The following is a 15,772-nucleotide window of genomic DNA, read 5'->3' as shown; positions in this document are numbered from 1 at the left end:
TTATGGGCAAGATCATGCACGAGCGGGCGATCGTAAAATATAAAAATGGCAGACTGGTAAACCTCCGTGATACGATAGCAACAGAAACAGCTCTTACAGTACGTGTTAACAACGAGGAGTTTGCCACGATGGTCTGTACCCCTTCCCATATGGAGGAACTCGTCACTGGCTTTCTCGCTTCTGAAGGGCTCATCCGTTTACCTGAGGACATTGAGTCTCTCACCGTAGACACAGGCAAAGGCTATGCTTATGTGACCCTTAAAAATAAAAAGATCTCCTCCGCTGATTTTGTGACGAAAAGGGTGATCGGCTCGTGCTGCGGAAAGAGCCGCCAGTTTTATTTTCACAACGACGTACAAACAGCAAAAACCGTTACGACAAAAACAACAATAACTCCGGAGCAGGTTATCAGCCTGATGAAAAAAATGCAGGAAGGTTCGTCAGACTTTCAAAAAACCGGAGGCCTTCACAATACCGCTTTATGTACGACGGAGGATATTCTGCTTTCCCGTTCAGACATCGGCCGGCATAACGCCCTGGACAAGATCTACGGTCACTGTCTTGCCAACCGGATAACCTTAAAAGACAAAGTCATTGCCTTCAGCGGACGGATTTCTTCGGAAGTGCTCCTTAAAGTGTCAAAGATCGGAGCAGGTATTCTCATTTCGAAATCAGCCCCGACGTCACTTGCCATTGACCTTGCAGAGGATCTCGGCATCACGGCAGTCGGGTTTGTCAGGGGCGGGCGGTTCAACGTTTATTCACACCCTGAGCGAATCGAAGGGTAAGAGTAAGACTGAAAATAAAACCAGGGAGACTTTCTGCGAAGGTTGCTGTTGAACGAAATACGCTTCCTTTCCCCGGACTGGCGCTTTCGCAGGAGTGACGCATCAACTACGCACATGCGTTGAAAGTACGAGGAGAAAGATAAGCTTGCAGAAACCGGCAACATGCCAATTATCATGCGACTTGGTGCGAATTTAAATATCATGGGTGAGTGTGTTAAAGGTCATTGTTGTTTTATAAAAAAGTGTTGATTTGAACGATTGCGCGACACTCCTGCGGGAGGAGCGAGTTCCCGGGAAACCCCACAGCGCGAAGCACGAGGAGTCTCCCGAACCGCCCGCGGAAGGGAGCGAAAAGGAGCGGAAATCAACACTAACAGAGCTTAATCATTAAGGGAAAGGAGTGTTCCTCATGCAAAAACGATCAAAAGTATACGACTCCTTGTTTCGGCCTCTGAAGGATTTAAGAATTTCAGTAACCGACCAGTGCAACTTCAGATGTTCATACTGCATGCCGGCAGACGTGTTCGGACCGGACTTTCCCTTTTTGAAAAAAGACGAGCTTCTTTCTTTTGAAGAGATTACAAGACTTGCAGCCCAGTTTGCAAAGATGGGTGTTGAAAAAATCCGTATTACCGGAGGAGAACCCCTCCTGAGGAAAGATCTCCACTTCCTCGTAAAAGAGCTTAAAAGAATCGAAGGAATCAACGATATTGCCTTAACAACAAACGGTGTTTTTTTAACAAGGCAGGCAGAAAAGCTCAAAGAAGCAGGGCTTGACCGGATTAACGTAAGTCTTGATGCCATTGAAGACCGTATCTTTAAACAGATGAACGGGAGAAATGTCCCGGTGGCGCCGGTGCTGAAAGGAATCCGTCATGCACAGGAGGTGGGGCTTCCGGTGAAAGTGAATATGGTTGTAAAAAAAGAGGCAAACGAATCACAGATTATCCCCATGGCCCGCTTCTTTAAAGGGACCGGAGTGATTGTGCGGTTTATCGAATTTATGGATGTAGGTAATACAAACGGCTGGGACTACAGCAGTGTGGTATCCAAAAAAGAAATCATCCGCAAGCTGTGCGAATCTTACCCGGTAGAACCTGTTAAAGCGAACTACTACGGAGAAGTAGCAGACCGCTTCCGTTACATGGACGGTGACGGGGAAGTCGGTGTAATCTCCTCTGTGTCGGACTCCTTCTGCTCCAGCTGTACAAGAGCAAGATTAAGTGCAGACGGAAAGCTGTTTACTTGTTTATTTGCCCAAAAAGGAACAGATCTTCGTGAAAAACTCAGGTCGGAGGGTGATGATGAAGCCCTTTATTCCTTTCTGTCAGATGTGTGGAAACACCGGCATGACCGCTATTCAGATGAGCGTACCAAAGCATCTGTAAAAGAAAGACAGGCCGGCCCGAAGATTGAAATGTCCTATATTGGCGGGTAACCTTGACGATTGAAATGTCAATCGGTATACTCGAAATTAATGATGGATAAAAATTTCATAAAGCTGTTGTTTAAGCAGGAGACGACAGGTCAAACCTGTTTAACAACGCGTAATCTTCTTATTAAGAGAGGTGGAGGGACTGGCCCTTGGAAGCCTCGGCAGCGGATTGAACTTCAATACCGTGCTAAATCCTGCTGGCTGCTCAGTGCAGACCGGAAAATAAGAAGGGGAACATGGATTAAACCCCTCTTCTTACCTTACGTTGGAAGAGGGGTTTCTTTTTCCCTGAAACAAGGAGGAAGGGATTGTGAGTAAGAACGCAGAGGAATACCTTGAAAGCCGCCGCCAGGAATTGATTGAAAAACTACTTAACAAAGGTGTATTTAAAATAGGCGGCCATCAGCTGTATCACCTGACACTTCGCGAGCTTGAAGCTGAATATGCCCATGTGGCGACCCGTCATCAGGAAGTATGAAGAGGGCGTGAAAACGCCTGAAAAAAAGAACCTCAAAGGCTTCTGCCTCCGGGGTTCTTTGCTTTACTCATTTATTTCGATGCTTTGTGCTATCTGGAGGAACTCGGCTATGAGAGCGTCCGTTTCTTTTTCCAGTTCGTAATTAAATGTGAAGATGATCCGACGGTCTTTTTCCACTCTTACCAGCGTATGAAAGGCCGTATCAGTGTTTAGAAACTGGTTCGGCACGGGGAGGTCGTTTCCTTCTATGTATCCGGACGTGACGAGGTAATAATCAAAGGTTTCGGCAAGGGGAGGGTAGTCTTCCAGCTCTACGTCAACAACGTCGAGCTTTTGGGCTGATTTCTCCTGCTCTTTTTCCATATGCTTTTCCTTTTCTGTTTCAAGGTCGAAATCCTCCAGGTAATCTTCTGCCGTTGCCTCATTTACGCTGAGAAAGGAGGAGTGATGGCCTGATCCGAGGATCAGCATAGCGTTATCCTCATTAAAGTTATGTGGGAGAAAAGAAGGGACAAGCACCGTGAGGCCGAATTCCGCTTCTCTCTCCTCAAGATTAAAATCAAATTGATCTATGGTCTCCTGATCAATCAGAGTATAGGCGGGAGCTTCCTGTAGGGTTTCGCTTTCTTCTGCAATCTCCTTTGCAGTGTCCTGATCGTGCTCTTCGACTGCAGCGGTTTCCTCATTCTCTTCGTTTTCTTTAATTTCCTCCAGCTCTTCAATCTCATCTGCCGTATTTTCTTCAGAGGGCTCTTCGTCTATTGGTTCATCCTGTTCATTCTCTGTTTCGTGAACTTCTTCCACATCTTCATCTTCTGCAACATCGGATGGCTCCTTTTCGTCATGGATCCCGTCATTCGGTTCGTTTACATTCTCTCCTGCCGACTCTGATTCTGTGCCGGAACAGGCAGTGAGTACTGCTGCGCTAAGCAATCCTGTAGTTACTAATGCTGTACTTCGTTTCATTGTTTTTCTCTCCCAGCGGTTAAATAAAGGCTGTTTTGGATAGTTTGTTGCTTTTCCTGCAAAAGGTAATGAAGGCGGAGTGCCCGAGATTCCTGCGGTTGTGAGGGCCAGGCAAGACCTCACAGAGCTTAAGCTTGAGGAGTTGCCGGCACCACCGCGAAAAGCAAAGGGTGCAGGTTTGTTCTGCTTTACTGTGATAAAGAGAAAAGACTGAAAGCAACAAACTTTATGTGAACAGCGTAAATGGTAAAAGTGGTGCACCGTAAATTTTACGTGAAAAGGCGCAGATGCCAATAGCAATAGAGGAAAAAATGACCTATAGGCTAGCAAAAAAATACCCGATCCCATCTTTATAACGATAAATCTTCTATAATTTGCAAGTCGGAAATTTCGAAATTTTAAGTAGCCTGGTGGACAAATCTCTAGTAGAATGAGTAATTGGAAGTGTATGCGCTTACATTTTGGCTGCTCTGCGAAAAATTGGAGGGATTACAAATGGGAAAAACAGATTACGAGAAGTATATCCGGACAGATGAACTTTTAAACTTACAAGTCTCAGAGGATACTGCAAGCTGTGACGAAGAATTAACCTTTCAAGTTATTCATCAGATTTCCGAGCTTCACTTTAAACTGATTATCCAATACATTCATCAGGCTGACAGTCACATGAGAAAAGCGGAACTTACAAAGGCAACAGAGAAATTGCAGAGGGTCACGATGCATTTGGAGCATCTGCCTCCTGTTTTTGATATGGTCAAGGTTATCAGTCCGAGGGATTACCATACAATTCGCCTTGCTCTTGGAAGAGGGAGTGGACAGGACTCCCCCGGCTTCAATGAAATTCTGAAACTGGGCCCGACTCTCTGGGAGCCGTTTAAAGCATTACTTGAGGCGGAGTCCGTCAGTGTGGTTGACCTCCACGAAAATGCAAAAGACCGTTTTGAGCTGTTTCAGCTCATGCAGGGGCTTACCCGTTTTGACGAATGCTTTCAGTCGTTCAGACATCAGCACATCCAGCTTGTACGCCGGATGATCGGATTAAATACAAAGAGCCTGAAAGGAGTACCGGCGCAGATGCTTGAAAGAGGGGCGAAATTTGAATTTTACCCTGAACTCTGGCAGGCCATCAGTGACCTTACTGACCTTACAGGCTCGAGCTATAACCCACGCCCTCTTGGAGAAAAGAAAGGCTGACTGGATTAAGAAGAATGTGTCTCAAAAGGTCCAGGCAGATTGGAATGTCTCCACACACTGCTGGCCTGGCAGGGGAAAATCCACTCCTGCCGGGCTTTTTTAATGAGGAAAGCGGCTCCACTCATTACTTCGAGGTTGACTTAAAAGGGAATAAACGACCTTTTGAGCCAACTTCTTTTTTACATTGTTTTCCATGTTATAATAATGCTGAATAGTCTGAAAAAATAACGAGTGTGGAGGAAATTTCCGTTGAAAAAGAGGTTGTCTTTAATCGTAACAGTGATGATTATTATTGTTTTAACAGGATGCGGCTTAGGAGCAGAAGAAAGTGGAGAGGCACAGGAAGAAACAGACTTCAATGTAAGTGACGACAGCATCGTTATTGCAGAAGGATATCGCAACATTCAGCCGAAGAGGGAGCGTGATCTTGGTATGTACAGAAAAGAAGAGACTCTCACAATAGAAGAGGAGCTGGAACAACCAGCCGACAGGGCAGAAGAGCCGGTGGAAGATGAGAAACCACAGACGAAAGAGGTTGCACAGGCAGAAGATGAGGTTCCGGCGGAAACCGCTCCTGAACAGCAGGAGGTCACAGACGCCAGTGGAACGTACTACATAACTGCTCCTTCCATCAATGTGAGGTCAGGAGGGGGAACAAGCTACGGCGTGATCGGACAGATAAAACAGAATGAACCTGTAAAAGTCGACGGCAAGACACCAAATGGCTGGTTCAGGTTTGAGTTTCAGGGACAGGAAGGGTTTGTAAGCGGGAGTTTCCTGGGAGAGGAGAAGGTGGAAGTGAAGGCAGCTGTGAGTTCCCCGGGCAGCACATCTTCACCGGCAGCCTCATCAACTTCAGAGAGTAGTGAGGAGCAGGAGAAAGAGGAACCGTCCAGTTCATCAGAAGAAACCAAAACAGAAGAAAAGAAAGAGGAGCTGCCGGCTGTCGCCAGAACGAAAACAGCTTCCAATACAGATCAGATTCTCACTGTTGTGAGCACCGGTGGAGGAAGTGCGAAGGTGGAGTACTGGAAAAAGTCCGGAGGCACCTGGAACAAGGAGATGTCGACAAACGGATTTGTAGGAAGCAACGGTGTGAGTGCAAACAAGGTTGAGGGAGACCGGAAAGCACCGACTGGCGCTTACCGTTTAGGATTTGCCTTTGGAACCGAAAATCCCGGAACGAAGAAATCGTTCAGGCAGATTACAGACAACTCTTACTGGATTTCCAATGTGAATGATCCTGAATACAATACGTGGCAGGAGCGGGAATCTTCTCATGCCCACGACGAACACCTGATCAAATACAGGGATCAGTATAAGTACGCCATGGTAATCAACTACAATACGCATAATCCGGTAAGCGGTAAAGGGAGTGCGATATTCCTTCACATCTCAAACGGCACTCCGACCCTTGGCTGTGTGTCGGTTCCGGAAGCACAGATGAGAATGCTTATGCAGGAGCTGGGTGACAATGCCTATATTATTATTGCAGGCAGTGAGAGTGAACTGGCGGGTTACTAGTAATGAGTTTTATCTTGATTGCCGCTCATTGCACTTTCCGCGGGCAGTTCGGGAGCCTCCTCGGCGTGTTGCGCCTGCGGGGCCCCGCAACACACTTTTCCCGCAGTAGTGTCGCACATTCGCTCCAATTACACTTTACTTCAACAAAATTTTGACACAGTTACTAATTTAAAGGGCGTCTGAAAAGGGTATTCTACCTTTTCAGACGCCCTCTTATCGTTATCGGAAGATAGACGTGCTTACTCCAAATCAAGCTTCCTTAAGGGCTTGTCTGCAGGGCCTTCTATAACCTCTCCTTGAACATTGAACCTTGAGCCGTGGCAAGGGCAGTCCCACGTTCGGTCGCCGTCGTTCCATTCACATTCACATCCCATATGGGTACAAGTTGTATCCACTGCATGGAGGAGGCCGTCCGGATCTTTATAGGCTCCTGCACGCTTGCCTTTTACGGTGACAACACCGCCTTCATCACTCGCCAGATCCTCCGGTTTTCTGCGGACCATCTCCGCTTTTCCTTTCACAAAATACTTAGCTACGTTTGCATTCTCTTTTACGAACTCCTTAATACCCGGATCGGCTTTCATCCGATGGGGAGTGAACAATTCCCGGTACGTGTTTTCTTTTTCCAAAATGCCGTCCCGGATGATTTTTGCTGCAATGGTTCCGTTCGTCATACCCCACTTGTGAAAGCCGGTTGCAACAAAAATGTTTTTATGACGTTCGGTGATGTGGCCGATATACGGCAGTTTGTCCATCGTGATAAGATCGTGAGTTGCCCAGCGGTAAAGGATTTCAGCATCGGGAAACATTTCGCGGCTGTAGGCTGCAAGTGCGTCGTAATGCTTCGACGTATCGATGCCCTGACCGGTTTTATGCTTCTCGCCTCCGATAATCATCAAATACCCGTCTTCTGCCGGTGTGCAGCGAATCGAACGCTTGGGATCCTCCGCATTAATATACATGCCTGAAGTAATTGGTTTGGATGTTTTCACGGCAAGAGAATATGACCTTTCTGCGTGCATCCGGGCGAAGTAAAAGCCCATTCCGTCATAGAAAGGGAAGTGAGAAGCAGCCACCACATGATCGCACGTGATTTCATGCCCTTCTCTCGTGATCACAGCAGGACGGTCACCGGTTTTGACATCACTGGCCGTTGTGTTTTCGTAAACCGTTCCTCCTGCTTTAATAAACGCATCTGTCAGGGCGTTAAGGTATTTCACGGGGTGAAACTGGGCCTGGTCACGCATCACAATCGCCGCTCTGGTGTAGAATGGCAAGGTTTTTTCATCGATCAGGCCACCGTTAATATCAAGCTGCTGGTAGGCTTCATCTTCTTTTTTTATCTTAAAAATTTCATCCGGATCCTGTGTAAATACGAATGCATCTTCATGACTGAAATCACAGTCTATGGAAAGCTCATTAACCAGCTCTTCAATAAACTCGAGTCCTTCCTGGTTGGCATCATAGTAATGACGTGCTTTCTCTTTACCAAAATGGTTGATCAGCTCGTCATAAAACAGCCCGTGCTGAGACGTGATTTTAGCTGTAGTATGACCGGTTGTTCCGTTAATGAGCTTTCCAGCATCAATTAACACGACATTCTTTCCTTCTTTTTGCAGCAGGTATGCAGTTGTAATTCCTGCAATCCCTCCACCGACGACCGCAACGTCACAGTCTGTATTATCGGTAAGTGCAGGGTACTCAGTGGTTTCACTTTCCTTCCGCCAGAACGGCTCCGGGTATCTTGGCATGTGTTCGCTCATAATTGTTCAGCCTCCTCTTGTATACGAAGCCACTGAAAAAGTGAAAACCAATTTTCTCAGTGGCTTTTATTAAAGTGGCAATGGCTCCATCGGTTGCTCGCCTGTTACGAGAAACCCACTCATAACAGGATTTTAAAACATGCAACCGCTCCGCTCATTGCTTAGAAGGCACTGAAAAAGTTAAAGGTCAAACTTTTTCAGTGCCTTCTATACACACATAACTTTTCCCAATCCATTTAAAACATGTATTTCCATAACCGGCCATCTTATGCTGAGGTGAGCGGGGGCCACGGAGACGGTAAAACCGATAAAATAATAATAGGCTGTTCTGAAAAAGAATCAGGAATGATTTTAAAACCCTTCAATGAATTTCAGCTTTGTTGAACGGAATACGCTCTCTGTCCGCGGACTCGCGCCGAGCCTCCTCGGGGCTTGGCCCTTGTGGGGTCTCGTCTGTCTCGCACTTCCGCAGGAGTCTCGCGTATTCCGTTAACTGCGCATGATGCGCTGTGAAAATCATAGGAAAAGGATAACTCAGCTGAAAAAGACAGCATTCCTATTTTCATGCACTATGGTTTGAATAAATTAGCATGAGTGTCGTGTTCATAAAGATTGTTGCTTTTGCTGACAAAGCCCCTTCAAATATGATTAGCTCGACTTTCCTGAAGTTCTCTGTTTTTACGACAATGTTCATTCTCTGTGTAAAGGAATTTCGCGCTTGCATGAAGAATGTATAAAAATAATAAGTCTTCTCAGTCATACCGTTACTCTAATCTCAAAAAATACAAGTGTAAAAAATTTCAAAAGAGGGAAAAGGATGGACACTGTGTTAATAACGTTTCCCCAGGGAGGAGATGGATGGGTGTTAAAGCAATATGATTCTAAGACCTTTTTCGATGAAATGATGGAGATGGACGGAAAGCCCAAGTCTCACTATGAGCAGTTTCATGATATTCTTAACCGTTTTTCGGTGGAGGATCTTCACGAAAAGAATGAAACAGCACAGCTCAGTTTCCTGCGACAGGGAATAACATTCACGGTTTACAGTGACAAAACAGGAACGGAACGGACTATGCCCTTTGATTTTATTCCTGTTATTATTCCGCCCGATCAGTGGGAGCAAATCGAGAAAGGGATGAAGCAGCGTGTGAAGGCGCTCAACCTGTTTCTTGAGGACATCTATAATGATCAGCAGATCCTTAAAGACGGATTGATTCCGAGAGAGCTGATTGAAGACAATCCTTATTACTATAAAGAACAGGCAACGGGGCTTAAAATCCCGAACGATAATCACATCTTTTTAGCCGGAATAGACCTAATCCGTGATCACAACGGAGAGTACCGGGTACTTGAAGATAATCTGAGAAACCCTTCGGGGATGTCCTACGTATTTCAGAACCGTTTTGTTATGCGCCGTGTTTTTCCTGAATTCTTTAACAGTCATCAAATCTGCACCCTTGAACATCAATTGTCCAACCTCCATGAGGCTCTGTGCAGCCACGCTCCGGAAAACAGTGAGGACAAGCACCATCCGATTGCTGTCCTTCTTACACCAGGAAGCTACAATGCGGCTTATTATGACCATGTCTTTCTTGCCCAGCAAATGGGGATTGAGCTTGTGGAAGGGCGTGATCTGGTCGTAAAAGACGATTGTGTATATATGAAAACGATCCGCGGACTTCACCGCGTGGATATTATCTACCGCCGTATAGACGATGATTTCCTCGATCCAAAAGCGTTTAATCCTGAATCCGTCCTCGGTGTGCCTGGCCTGCTTGAAGCATACAGAAAAGGAAATGTAGCGATTACAAACGGGATCGGAAACGGTGTAGCCGATGATAAAGCCATCTATGCGTATGTTCCGGACATGATCCGCTACTACCTGGATGAGGAACCGCTTATCAAAAATGTTGAAACGTACTTTTTACGGGATAAAGAAGCCCGTGAGCATGTTCTTGAAAACCTGGAAGAGCTCGTTGTAAAAAACGTCGGTTCTTCAGGCGGCTATGATATGCTCATCGGACCTCATGCCACAAAAGCTGAAATCGAACTGTTCCGCGAAAAAATCATTCAGGATCCTGCGCAGTATATTGCCCAGCCGACAATCAAGCTGTCACGTGCACCTGCGTTCCAGAAAGAGCGTTTTTACCCTTGTCACGTGGATCTTCGCGTATTTGTTATGGGAGGTAAAGAGTTGAAGGTGCTCCCTGGCGGATTGTCCCGTGTGGCCTTAAAAGAAGGGTCGCTTGTGGTGAATTCCTCTCAGGGCGGAGGCGGTAAAGATACGTGGGTACTGAAACAAGGGAGTGATGATTCATGCTGAGCCGTGTTGCGGATTCGTTATACTGGATGGCAAGAAACATCGAACGTGCCGAAAACAACAGCAGAGTATTAAGTGCGAGGTTAATTAATATGCTCGAAGCCTCTGATACCGATGCAGTAGCTGAACGTGACTGGGAAGAGGTTATTGAAATTTGTGCTTCATTTTCTGATTACAAACAGGAATATTCTACCTTTAACCCGGATACAATTGTCCAGTACCTGGCATTTCAGGAGCAAAACCCGAACTCACTTGCCAACTGTATCGGCTATGCCCGGGATAATGCAAAGTCAGCCCGTGAAATCATTCCTCATGAACTGTGGGAGTGCTTAAACGAGTGCTACTGGAATAGCATTGACGTAGATCGTCAATATTGGAATTTGAAAGAAGTAGATCACCTGCTCCGGGAAATCAAGCTGATGTCCTTTACGACTCAGGGGGTTATTGAATCGTCCATGACCAGAGACGAAACCTATACCTTTATTCAGATCGGCAAGTGGCTTGAGCGGGCGGAAAAAACCGCGCGTATTCTGAATGTCATGTGTGAAAAAGCACGGAAAGAAGCAGAAAACCCTGAAGCTCATCATTATTATTACTGGCTGGCAGCACTGCAGTTTGTGAATGGTCACGATGCTTATCTGAAAAAGTATCCACCGACCATTTCAGCTAAAGATGTCCTGGCCTTTTTAATCACTGATGGCACGTTTCCCCGCTCGATTCAATACTGCGTAAACCACGTTTGGGATGCAGTTAAGGACATGGAAGGCGGGAAAGTGTCCCATTACTCGGAAGAGCTGTTTGATGCGATTGAACGGGTGAAAATTGAATTTGATGAAATGAAGATTAAAGATCTGCAAATGCACGAGCTTGGTGAATTTCTGGATCAGTTCCAAGATCACTGTAACAACATCGGACGTATTTTCTCAAAAACATATTATTTAATTGAACCGGCTGATTCGTCAGTGGGGGTTATGACACAGTTCCAGAATTGAGAGGGGAAGGCAGGCATGAAATACCAGATCGAGCACACCAATCGCTTTCATTATGAGACTCCCGTAGACCAGAGTATGAACCACATCCGGTTAAAACCGAGAACCGACGAGTGTCAGCGCCTTTTATCGTACCGCTCTGACATTAATCCAAGCTCGTTGACAAAAGAGCATGTGGACCTCTGGGGGAATACAGTTGAGACGTTTTTTATTCCGGAAGTCCATGAAAATCTGGAAGTGAAAACGACGTCCATCGTGAGTATCCAGCGAAGTCCGTTTATCAAAATGGTCGATTATTCGACTGAGATGAGAAACATCTACCATTCGGACTTGTTCCGAAAGCATTATCTTGCTTATTTGAACGACACACCCTACACGTTCTTGTATAAAGAACAAGTAGATGAAATAGTGGCGGAAGTAGGCGACATTCACAATCCTGTACAATTCGCCATTGAAGTGATGCGCTATATCCATGAACGATTCTCGTATGACACGAATGTAACCAATGTAACTACAAAAGCGCACGAGTCGTTCCCTCTTAAAGCAGGTGTGTGTCAGGACTTCACACATGTGATGCTGGGTGTTCTTCATGCCCGGCTCATTCCGGCCCGGTATGTTAGCGGCTATTTGTATGTTGGAGAGAATTCAGCACTGATTGGTGATGCAGCAACACATGCCTGGGTAGAAGTGATGGTACCGGGTATCGGCTGGTGCGGTCTGGACCCGACAAACAATGTCGAGGCTCTTGAGCACCACATCCGCGTAGGTACAGGACGGGACTATTCAGACCTGAGCCCTCTTCAGGGAGTGTATCGCGGCGGCCAGCATACCTTGACCGTAAACGTAAGCTGTACCCTTCTTGACTCTCAGTAACGACAAGGTTCTTAAAAAGCATCGGGCTTTTTAAGGACCTTTTTTCGTAAGGCGGGTGATGCTGAACCGGGGTGCATAAACCTGTATAAGGGACATACCTTCTTCATAGGAGGTGCCTGTCATGTTCTTAAAAGGATTAAAGGAATTCGCAACAAGAGGCTCCGTGGTGGACATGGGGATCGGGATTATTATCGGTGCGGCCTTTGGGAAAATCGTCAGTTCTTTCGTTTCGGATATTGTCATGCCTCCTATAGGTCTTCTTCTCGGCCGTGTCGACTTTTCCAATCTCTATGTAAATCTGTCGGGAGGACACTATCGTTCACTGTCTGATGCTCAGGAGGCGGGAGCCGCGACTATTAACTATGGCGTGTTTATTGAAGCTGTAGTCCACTTCGTCATCATCGCATTTGCAGCGTATTTGCTTATTCTCCAGATGAACCGTTTAAAACGGCTTCCAAAAGAGGCAGGGCGGCAGAAAACGTGCCCTTTCTGCTTTTCGGATATCTCGCTTCGTGCCATGAGATGCCCCAATTGTACGAGTCATCTCGGTAAAGAAGAGGAGAACCGTCCTCAGCCGGGTTATCGCGTCAATATTCGCTAAAGCGATACTCAAGAGTAAATGGGCTTTTTGTTATAGTTAAAGGAAGGTAACAAGTTGGCAAGGAGGAAAACGAGTGAGTATGATCCAATCCATAAAGCCTGCGGGCGACCGTGCTGTCCGTATAGGCTTCAAAGAAGAAATATCAGATACAGTACACCAGCACATTCGGTCTTTTTGTGCTGTACTCGAAGAGGAAAATCACTCGGCCATCGCAGAATGGGTGCCAGCCTATACTTCGGTGACCGTTTTTTATAAACCAGAGCTCGTGAAGTACGATGAAATAGCCCTATGGCTTAACGGGTTATCGGAGCGGGCAGGGACCTCTGTGTCCCGTCCTGTCCGGGTCATTTCCGTTCCTGTCTTATACGGCGGCGAAAAGGGACCGGATCTTTCCCGCCTGGCAGCCCGCCATCAATTGGAGGAAGAGGAGGTAATCCGCCTCCATACTGAGCCGGGTTATCTTGTTTATATGCTAGGGTTTGCACCGGGATTTCCATATCTGGGAGGTCTTTCAGATCGTCTTCATACCCCCCGGCTGGACAAGCCAAGGCAAAAAGTAAGTGCAGGATCAGTAGGGATTGCCGGGGAGCAGACAGGAATTTACCCTCTCGACTCACCAGGCGGATGGCAGCTGATCGGTCATACGCCGGCAAGGTTATTTGATCCTGATAAAGAAGATCCGTTTTTGTTCCGGGCAGGAGACCGGCTCCGCTTTTTTGCCGTGGAAAAAGAAGAGTACGAGGAACTTCTCGCACGCGCTGAAGATGGCAAAAGTGTCGTAAAGATAGAGACAGAGGAGGCGGACGCAAATGAGCATGCGAATTGATCTAAACAGTGATCTGGGAGAAAGCTTTGGAAACTATGTCTTCGGAAACGATGAAGGCATCCTCGAGCTTGTCAGTTCGGCGAACATTGCCTGCGGCTATCATGCAGGTGACCATAACGTGATGCAGCGCACGGTGAATCTGGCTGTACAGAATGGAGTTGGTATCGGGGCTCATCCAGGCCTGCCTGACCTCGCCGGCTTTGGAAGGCGTTATATTGAAGTAGACCCGGAAGACGTCTATAACATGGTCGTGTATCAGATTGGAGCTCTCCGGGCGTTCGTTGATCTGAAAGGAGCTCACATACAGCACGTAAAGCCTCACGGTGCTTTGTTCAATATGGCTGCCAAAGATCGTGCAGTAGCTGATGCAGTGGCTCGTGCAGTCAGCGATCTTGATCCGTCATTCATTTTATTTGGCCTTGCGGGAAGTGAGCTTGTGAAAGCAGGTAAAGAGCAGGGGCTCAATGTAGCGGAAGAAGTGTTCGCAGACCGCGCCTACCAGGCAGATGGCTCCCTCACCTCCAGAACAATCGCAGGTGCTGTGCTTCACGATGAGAATGTTGTGATTGAAAGGGCCGTACGAATGGTGCGGGAGGGCAAAGTTGAAGCCGTGGACGGTACGCTTGTGCCTGTTCAGGCAGACACCATTTGCGTGCACGGAGACGGTGCACAGGCACTGGTTTTTGTAAAACAGCTTCAAGAAGCATTTACCCAGGCGGGCATTGAGATAAAGCGGGTGAGTGACAAGTGACCAATCATCCAACAACAAAAAGCAAGGAAAATAATGGCGGAATTTCGGTTATCAAACCGGGACTTCTCACCACCGTTCAGGATCTCGGCAGGGAAGGTTATCAGCAATTCGGTCTCGGAACAAGCGGAGTGATGGACAGCTATGCTTTGCAGGTAGCCAATGTCCTCGTTGGAAACTGGCGCGACGAGGCGGCTCTTGAGATGACCGTTTCAGGCCCTTTTTTGAGAGCGGAAGAAGATATGGTTGTTGCTTTCACCGGTGGTAACATGAAGCCGGTCATTGCAGGAGAACCCGTCAGCATGTGGAAGAGCTATTACGTTCAGGCAGGTGAAGAAATCCGTTTCGGTCATGCCGGGAACGGCGTTCGAACATACATGAGTGTTCACGGCGGGATCGATGTTCCTGTTGTTATGGGAAGTAAAAGTACAGCTGTCCGGGCAGGAATAGGTGGATTTGAAGGCCGTGAACTGAGAAAAGACGACCGGCTGAAGGTCGGGAAAAGGACAGGAGATCTCGGTGTCCACGGAGGGCGGAAAGTGATGGCCGAATATATTCCGGATTACGGCAAAACAGCCCGGGTACGGGTAGTCATGGGTCCCCAGCAAGAAGCTTTTGAAGAAGAATCGCTGGAACGATTTTTGCAGGACGAGTATCGGGTCAGCCCCCAGTCTGACCGGATGGGCTATCGTCTTGAAGGAGACGTGCCTCTTTCCCACCTGGCGGACAAAGGAGCGGATATCTATTCCGACGCCATAGCCCCCGGGTCGATTCAGGTCCCTGGTGACGGGCAGCCGATCATTTTGCTTGCTGACCGCCAGACAACCGGCGGTTATGCGAAGATAGCTACGGTGATCAGTGTGGATTTGTGGAAAGTAGCCCAGCTTCCACCGGGCGGGACAATTACGTTTGAAACCGTTGACGTCGGGACGGCTCAAAAGCTGTGGCAGGAACAGGAAGATATCCTGATTCAGCTGTCGTCGTATGGACCGAGGTAGGTGAGTTATAGCTGTTGTGTGGATGTTGGGAATGCCTCTCTTTTCAGGGGGGCATTTTTGATGGGGTAATTTCCTTTGGCAACCCGGAGCACGTGCGTGGGGGTATCAATTCTAACTGTAAAATAGAACGTGTTAAGTGTATAAAACGGAGTGAGAAGTGTAAAATACCGGGCGATAAGTGCAAAAAGCAGAGAACTAACCGTAAAATCGGTCTTGCAAAGTGTAATAACGGAGCAAGAAAATGTATGATTGTTCAGGAAATCACCTCC

Annotated in this window: 14 protein-coding genes and 1 riboswitch; of the genes, 12 read left to right on the top strand and 2 right to left on the bottom strand. The window is 47.1% G+C overall.

Annotation, left to right across the window (positions count from 1 at the left end):
- Window positions 1-2: 2 nt before the first annotated feature.
- The 3 genes from fdhD to EBO34_RS14625 all read left to right on the top strand — a co-directional run bounded on the left by fdhD (window position 3) and on the right by EBO34_RS14625 (window position 2,701).
- The gene (gene fdhD / locus EBO34_RS14635; protein ID WP_122899816.1) at window positions 3-788 is read left to right on the top strand and encodes a formate dehydrogenase accessory sulfurtransferase FdhD; all 786 of its coding nucleotides are present in this window, start codon (window positions 3-5) and stop codon (window positions 786-788) included.
- A 409-nt stretch (window positions 789-1,197) separates the two neighbouring features.
- Window positions 1,198-2,226: a GTP 3',8-cyclase MoaA gene (gene moaA, locus EBO34_RS14630; RefSeq protein WP_122899814.1), complete on the top strand. Its 1,029-nt coding sequence runs from the start codon at window positions 1,198-1,200 to the stop codon at window positions 2,224-2,226.
- A gap of 115 nt (window positions 2,227-2,341) precedes the next feature.
- Window positions 2,342-2,452: riboswitch (SAM riboswitch) on the top strand.
- Window positions 2,453-2,533: 81 nt separating this feature from the next.
- On the top strand, window positions 2,534-2,701 hold the full coding sequence (locus EBO34_RS14625) for a Fur-regulated basic protein FbpA (RefSeq protein ID WP_122899812.1): 168 nt from the start codon (window positions 2,534-2,536) through the stop codon (window positions 2,699-2,701).
- 63 nt (window positions 2,702-2,764) lie between these two features.
- Here EBO34_RS14625 and EBO34_RS14620 read toward each other — a convergent pair whose 3' ends face one another.
- On the bottom strand, window positions 2,765-3,667 hold the full coding sequence (locus EBO34_RS14620; RefSeq protein WP_122899810.1) for a hypothetical protein: 903 nt from the start codon (window positions 3,665-3,667) through the stop codon (window positions 2,765-2,767).
- A 495-nt stretch (window positions 3,668-4,162) separates the two neighbouring features.
- Here EBO34_RS14620 and EBO34_RS14615 point away from each other — a divergent pair, with 495 nt between their 5' ends.
- Both EBO34_RS14615 and EBO34_RS14610 read left to right on the top strand, forming a co-directional pair.
- Window positions 4,163-4,861 (top strand): tryptophan 2,3-dioxygenase family protein, encoded by a 699-nt coding sequence (locus EBO34_RS14615; protein ID WP_122899808.1) that lies wholly within the window; start codon window positions 4,163-4,165, stop codon window positions 4,859-4,861.
- 249 nt (window positions 4,862-5,110) lie between these two features.
- Complete coding sequence (locus tag EBO34_RS14610) at window positions 5,111-6,385, top strand: SH3 domain-containing protein (RefSeq protein ID WP_122899805.1); 1,275 nt, start codon at window positions 5,111-5,113, stop codon at window positions 6,383-6,385.
- A gap of 239 nt (window positions 6,386-6,624) precedes the next feature.
- Here the strand turns inward: EBO34_RS14610 and EBO34_RS14605 are convergent, their stop codons facing one another.
- Window positions 6,625-8,151 (bottom strand): FAD-dependent oxidoreductase, encoded by a 1,527-nt coding sequence (locus EBO34_RS14605; RefSeq protein WP_122899803.1) that lies wholly within the window; start codon window positions 8,149-8,151, stop codon window positions 6,625-6,627.
- Between the two features lie 898 nt (window positions 8,152-9,049).
- Between EBO34_RS14605 and EBO34_RS14595 the strand changes: the two genes are divergently transcribed.
- From EBO34_RS14595 to EBO34_RS14570, 7 genes are all read left to right on the top strand, one after another.
- The gene (locus EBO34_RS14595; protein WP_249414121.1) at window positions 9,050-10,471 is read left to right on the top strand and encodes a circularly permuted type 2 ATP-grasp protein; all 1,422 of its coding nucleotides are present in this window, start codon (window positions 9,050-9,052) and stop codon (window positions 10,469-10,471) included.
- A complete protein-coding gene (locus tag EBO34_RS20955; RefSeq protein WP_249414105.1) occupies window positions 10,465-11,460 on the top strand; it encodes an alpha-E domain-containing protein in 996 nt (331 codons plus the stop codon). The genes EBO34_RS14595 and EBO34_RS20955 overlap by 7 nt, the downstream gene beginning before the upstream one ends.
- A 15-nt stretch (window positions 11,461-11,475) precedes the next feature.
- Complete coding sequence (locus EBO34_RS20950; protein ID WP_249414104.1) at window positions 11,476-12,330, top strand: transglutaminase family protein; 855 nt, start codon at window positions 11,476-11,478, stop codon at window positions 12,328-12,330.
- A 121-nt stretch (window positions 12,331-12,451) separates the two neighbouring features.
- A complete protein-coding gene (mscL, locus tag EBO34_RS14585; protein WP_122899799.1) occupies window positions 12,452-12,931 on the top strand; it encodes a large conductance mechanosensitive channel protein MscL in 480 nt (159 codons plus the stop codon).
- Window positions 12,932-13,010: 79 nt separating this feature from the next.
- A complete protein-coding gene (gene pxpB, locus EBO34_RS14580) occupies window positions 13,011-13,757 on the top strand; it encodes a 5-oxoprolinase subunit PxpB (protein ID WP_122900139.1) in 747 nt (248 codons plus the stop codon).
- Window positions 13,741-14,508 (top strand): LamB/YcsF family protein, encoded by a 768-nt coding sequence (locus tag EBO34_RS14575; RefSeq protein WP_122899797.1) that lies wholly within the window; start codon window positions 13,741-13,743, stop codon window positions 14,506-14,508. The genes pxpB and EBO34_RS14575 overlap by 17 nt, the downstream gene beginning before the upstream one ends.
- Window positions 14,505-15,503, top strand: a complete 999-nt coding sequence (locus EBO34_RS14570; protein WP_249414103.1) for a 5-oxoprolinase subunit C family protein — start codon at window positions 14,505-14,507, stop codon at window positions 15,501-15,503. Before EBO34_RS14575 ends, EBO34_RS14570 begins: the two co-directional genes overlap by 4 nt.
- Window positions 15,504-15,772 lie beyond the last annotated feature (269 nt).

Origin of the sequence: Alteribacter keqinensis (assembly GCF_003710255.1) — a bacterium.
GTDB lineage: Bacteria > Bacillota > Bacilli > Bacillales > Salisediminibacteriaceae > Alteribacter > Alteribacter keqinensis.
Note: the sequence above shows the minus strand (reverse complement) of the source record. Positions and strands in the feature narration are given on the sequence as shown.

Excerpts from the sequence above, each read along its gene's own strand:
- pxpB (WP_122900139.1), top strand. The coding sequence starts at position 13,011 with ATGATCCAATCCATAAAGCCTGCGGGCGACCGTGCTGTCCGTATAGGC.
- EBO34_RS20950 (WP_249414104.1), top strand. The coding sequence starts at position 11,476 with ATGAAATACCAGATCGAGCACACCAATCGCTTTCATTATGAGACTCCC.
- EBO34_RS14575 (WP_122899797.1), top strand. The coding sequence starts at position 13,741 with ATGAGCATGCGAATTGATCTAAACAGTGATCTGGGAGAAAGCTTTGGA.
- EBO34_RS14615 (WP_122899808.1), top strand. The coding sequence starts at position 4,163 with ATGGGAAAAACAGATTACGAGAAGTATATCCGGACAGATGAACTTTTA.
- EBO34_RS20955 (WP_249414105.1), top strand. The coding sequence starts at position 10,465 with ATGCTGAGCCGTGTTGCGGATTCGTTATACTGGATGGCAAGAAACATC.
- fdhD (WP_122899816.1), top strand. The coding sequence starts at position 3 with ATGGGCAAGATCATGCACGAGCGGGCGATCGTAAAATATAAAAATGGC.
- EBO34_RS14595 (WP_249414121.1), top strand. The coding sequence starts at position 9,050 with ATGATGGAGATGGACGGAAAGCCCAAGTCTCACTATGAGCAGTTTCAT.
- moaA (WP_122899814.1), top strand. The coding sequence starts at position 1,198 with ATGCAAAAACGATCAAAAGTATACGACTCCTTGTTTCGGCCTCTGAAG.
- EBO34_RS14620 (WP_122899810.1), bottom strand. The coding sequence starts at position 3,667 with ATGAAACGAAGTACAGCATTAGTAACTACAGGATTGCTTAGCGCAGCA.
- mscL (WP_122899799.1), top strand. The coding sequence starts at position 12,452 with ATGTTCTTAAAAGGATTAAAGGAATTCGCAACAAGAGGCTCCGTGGTG.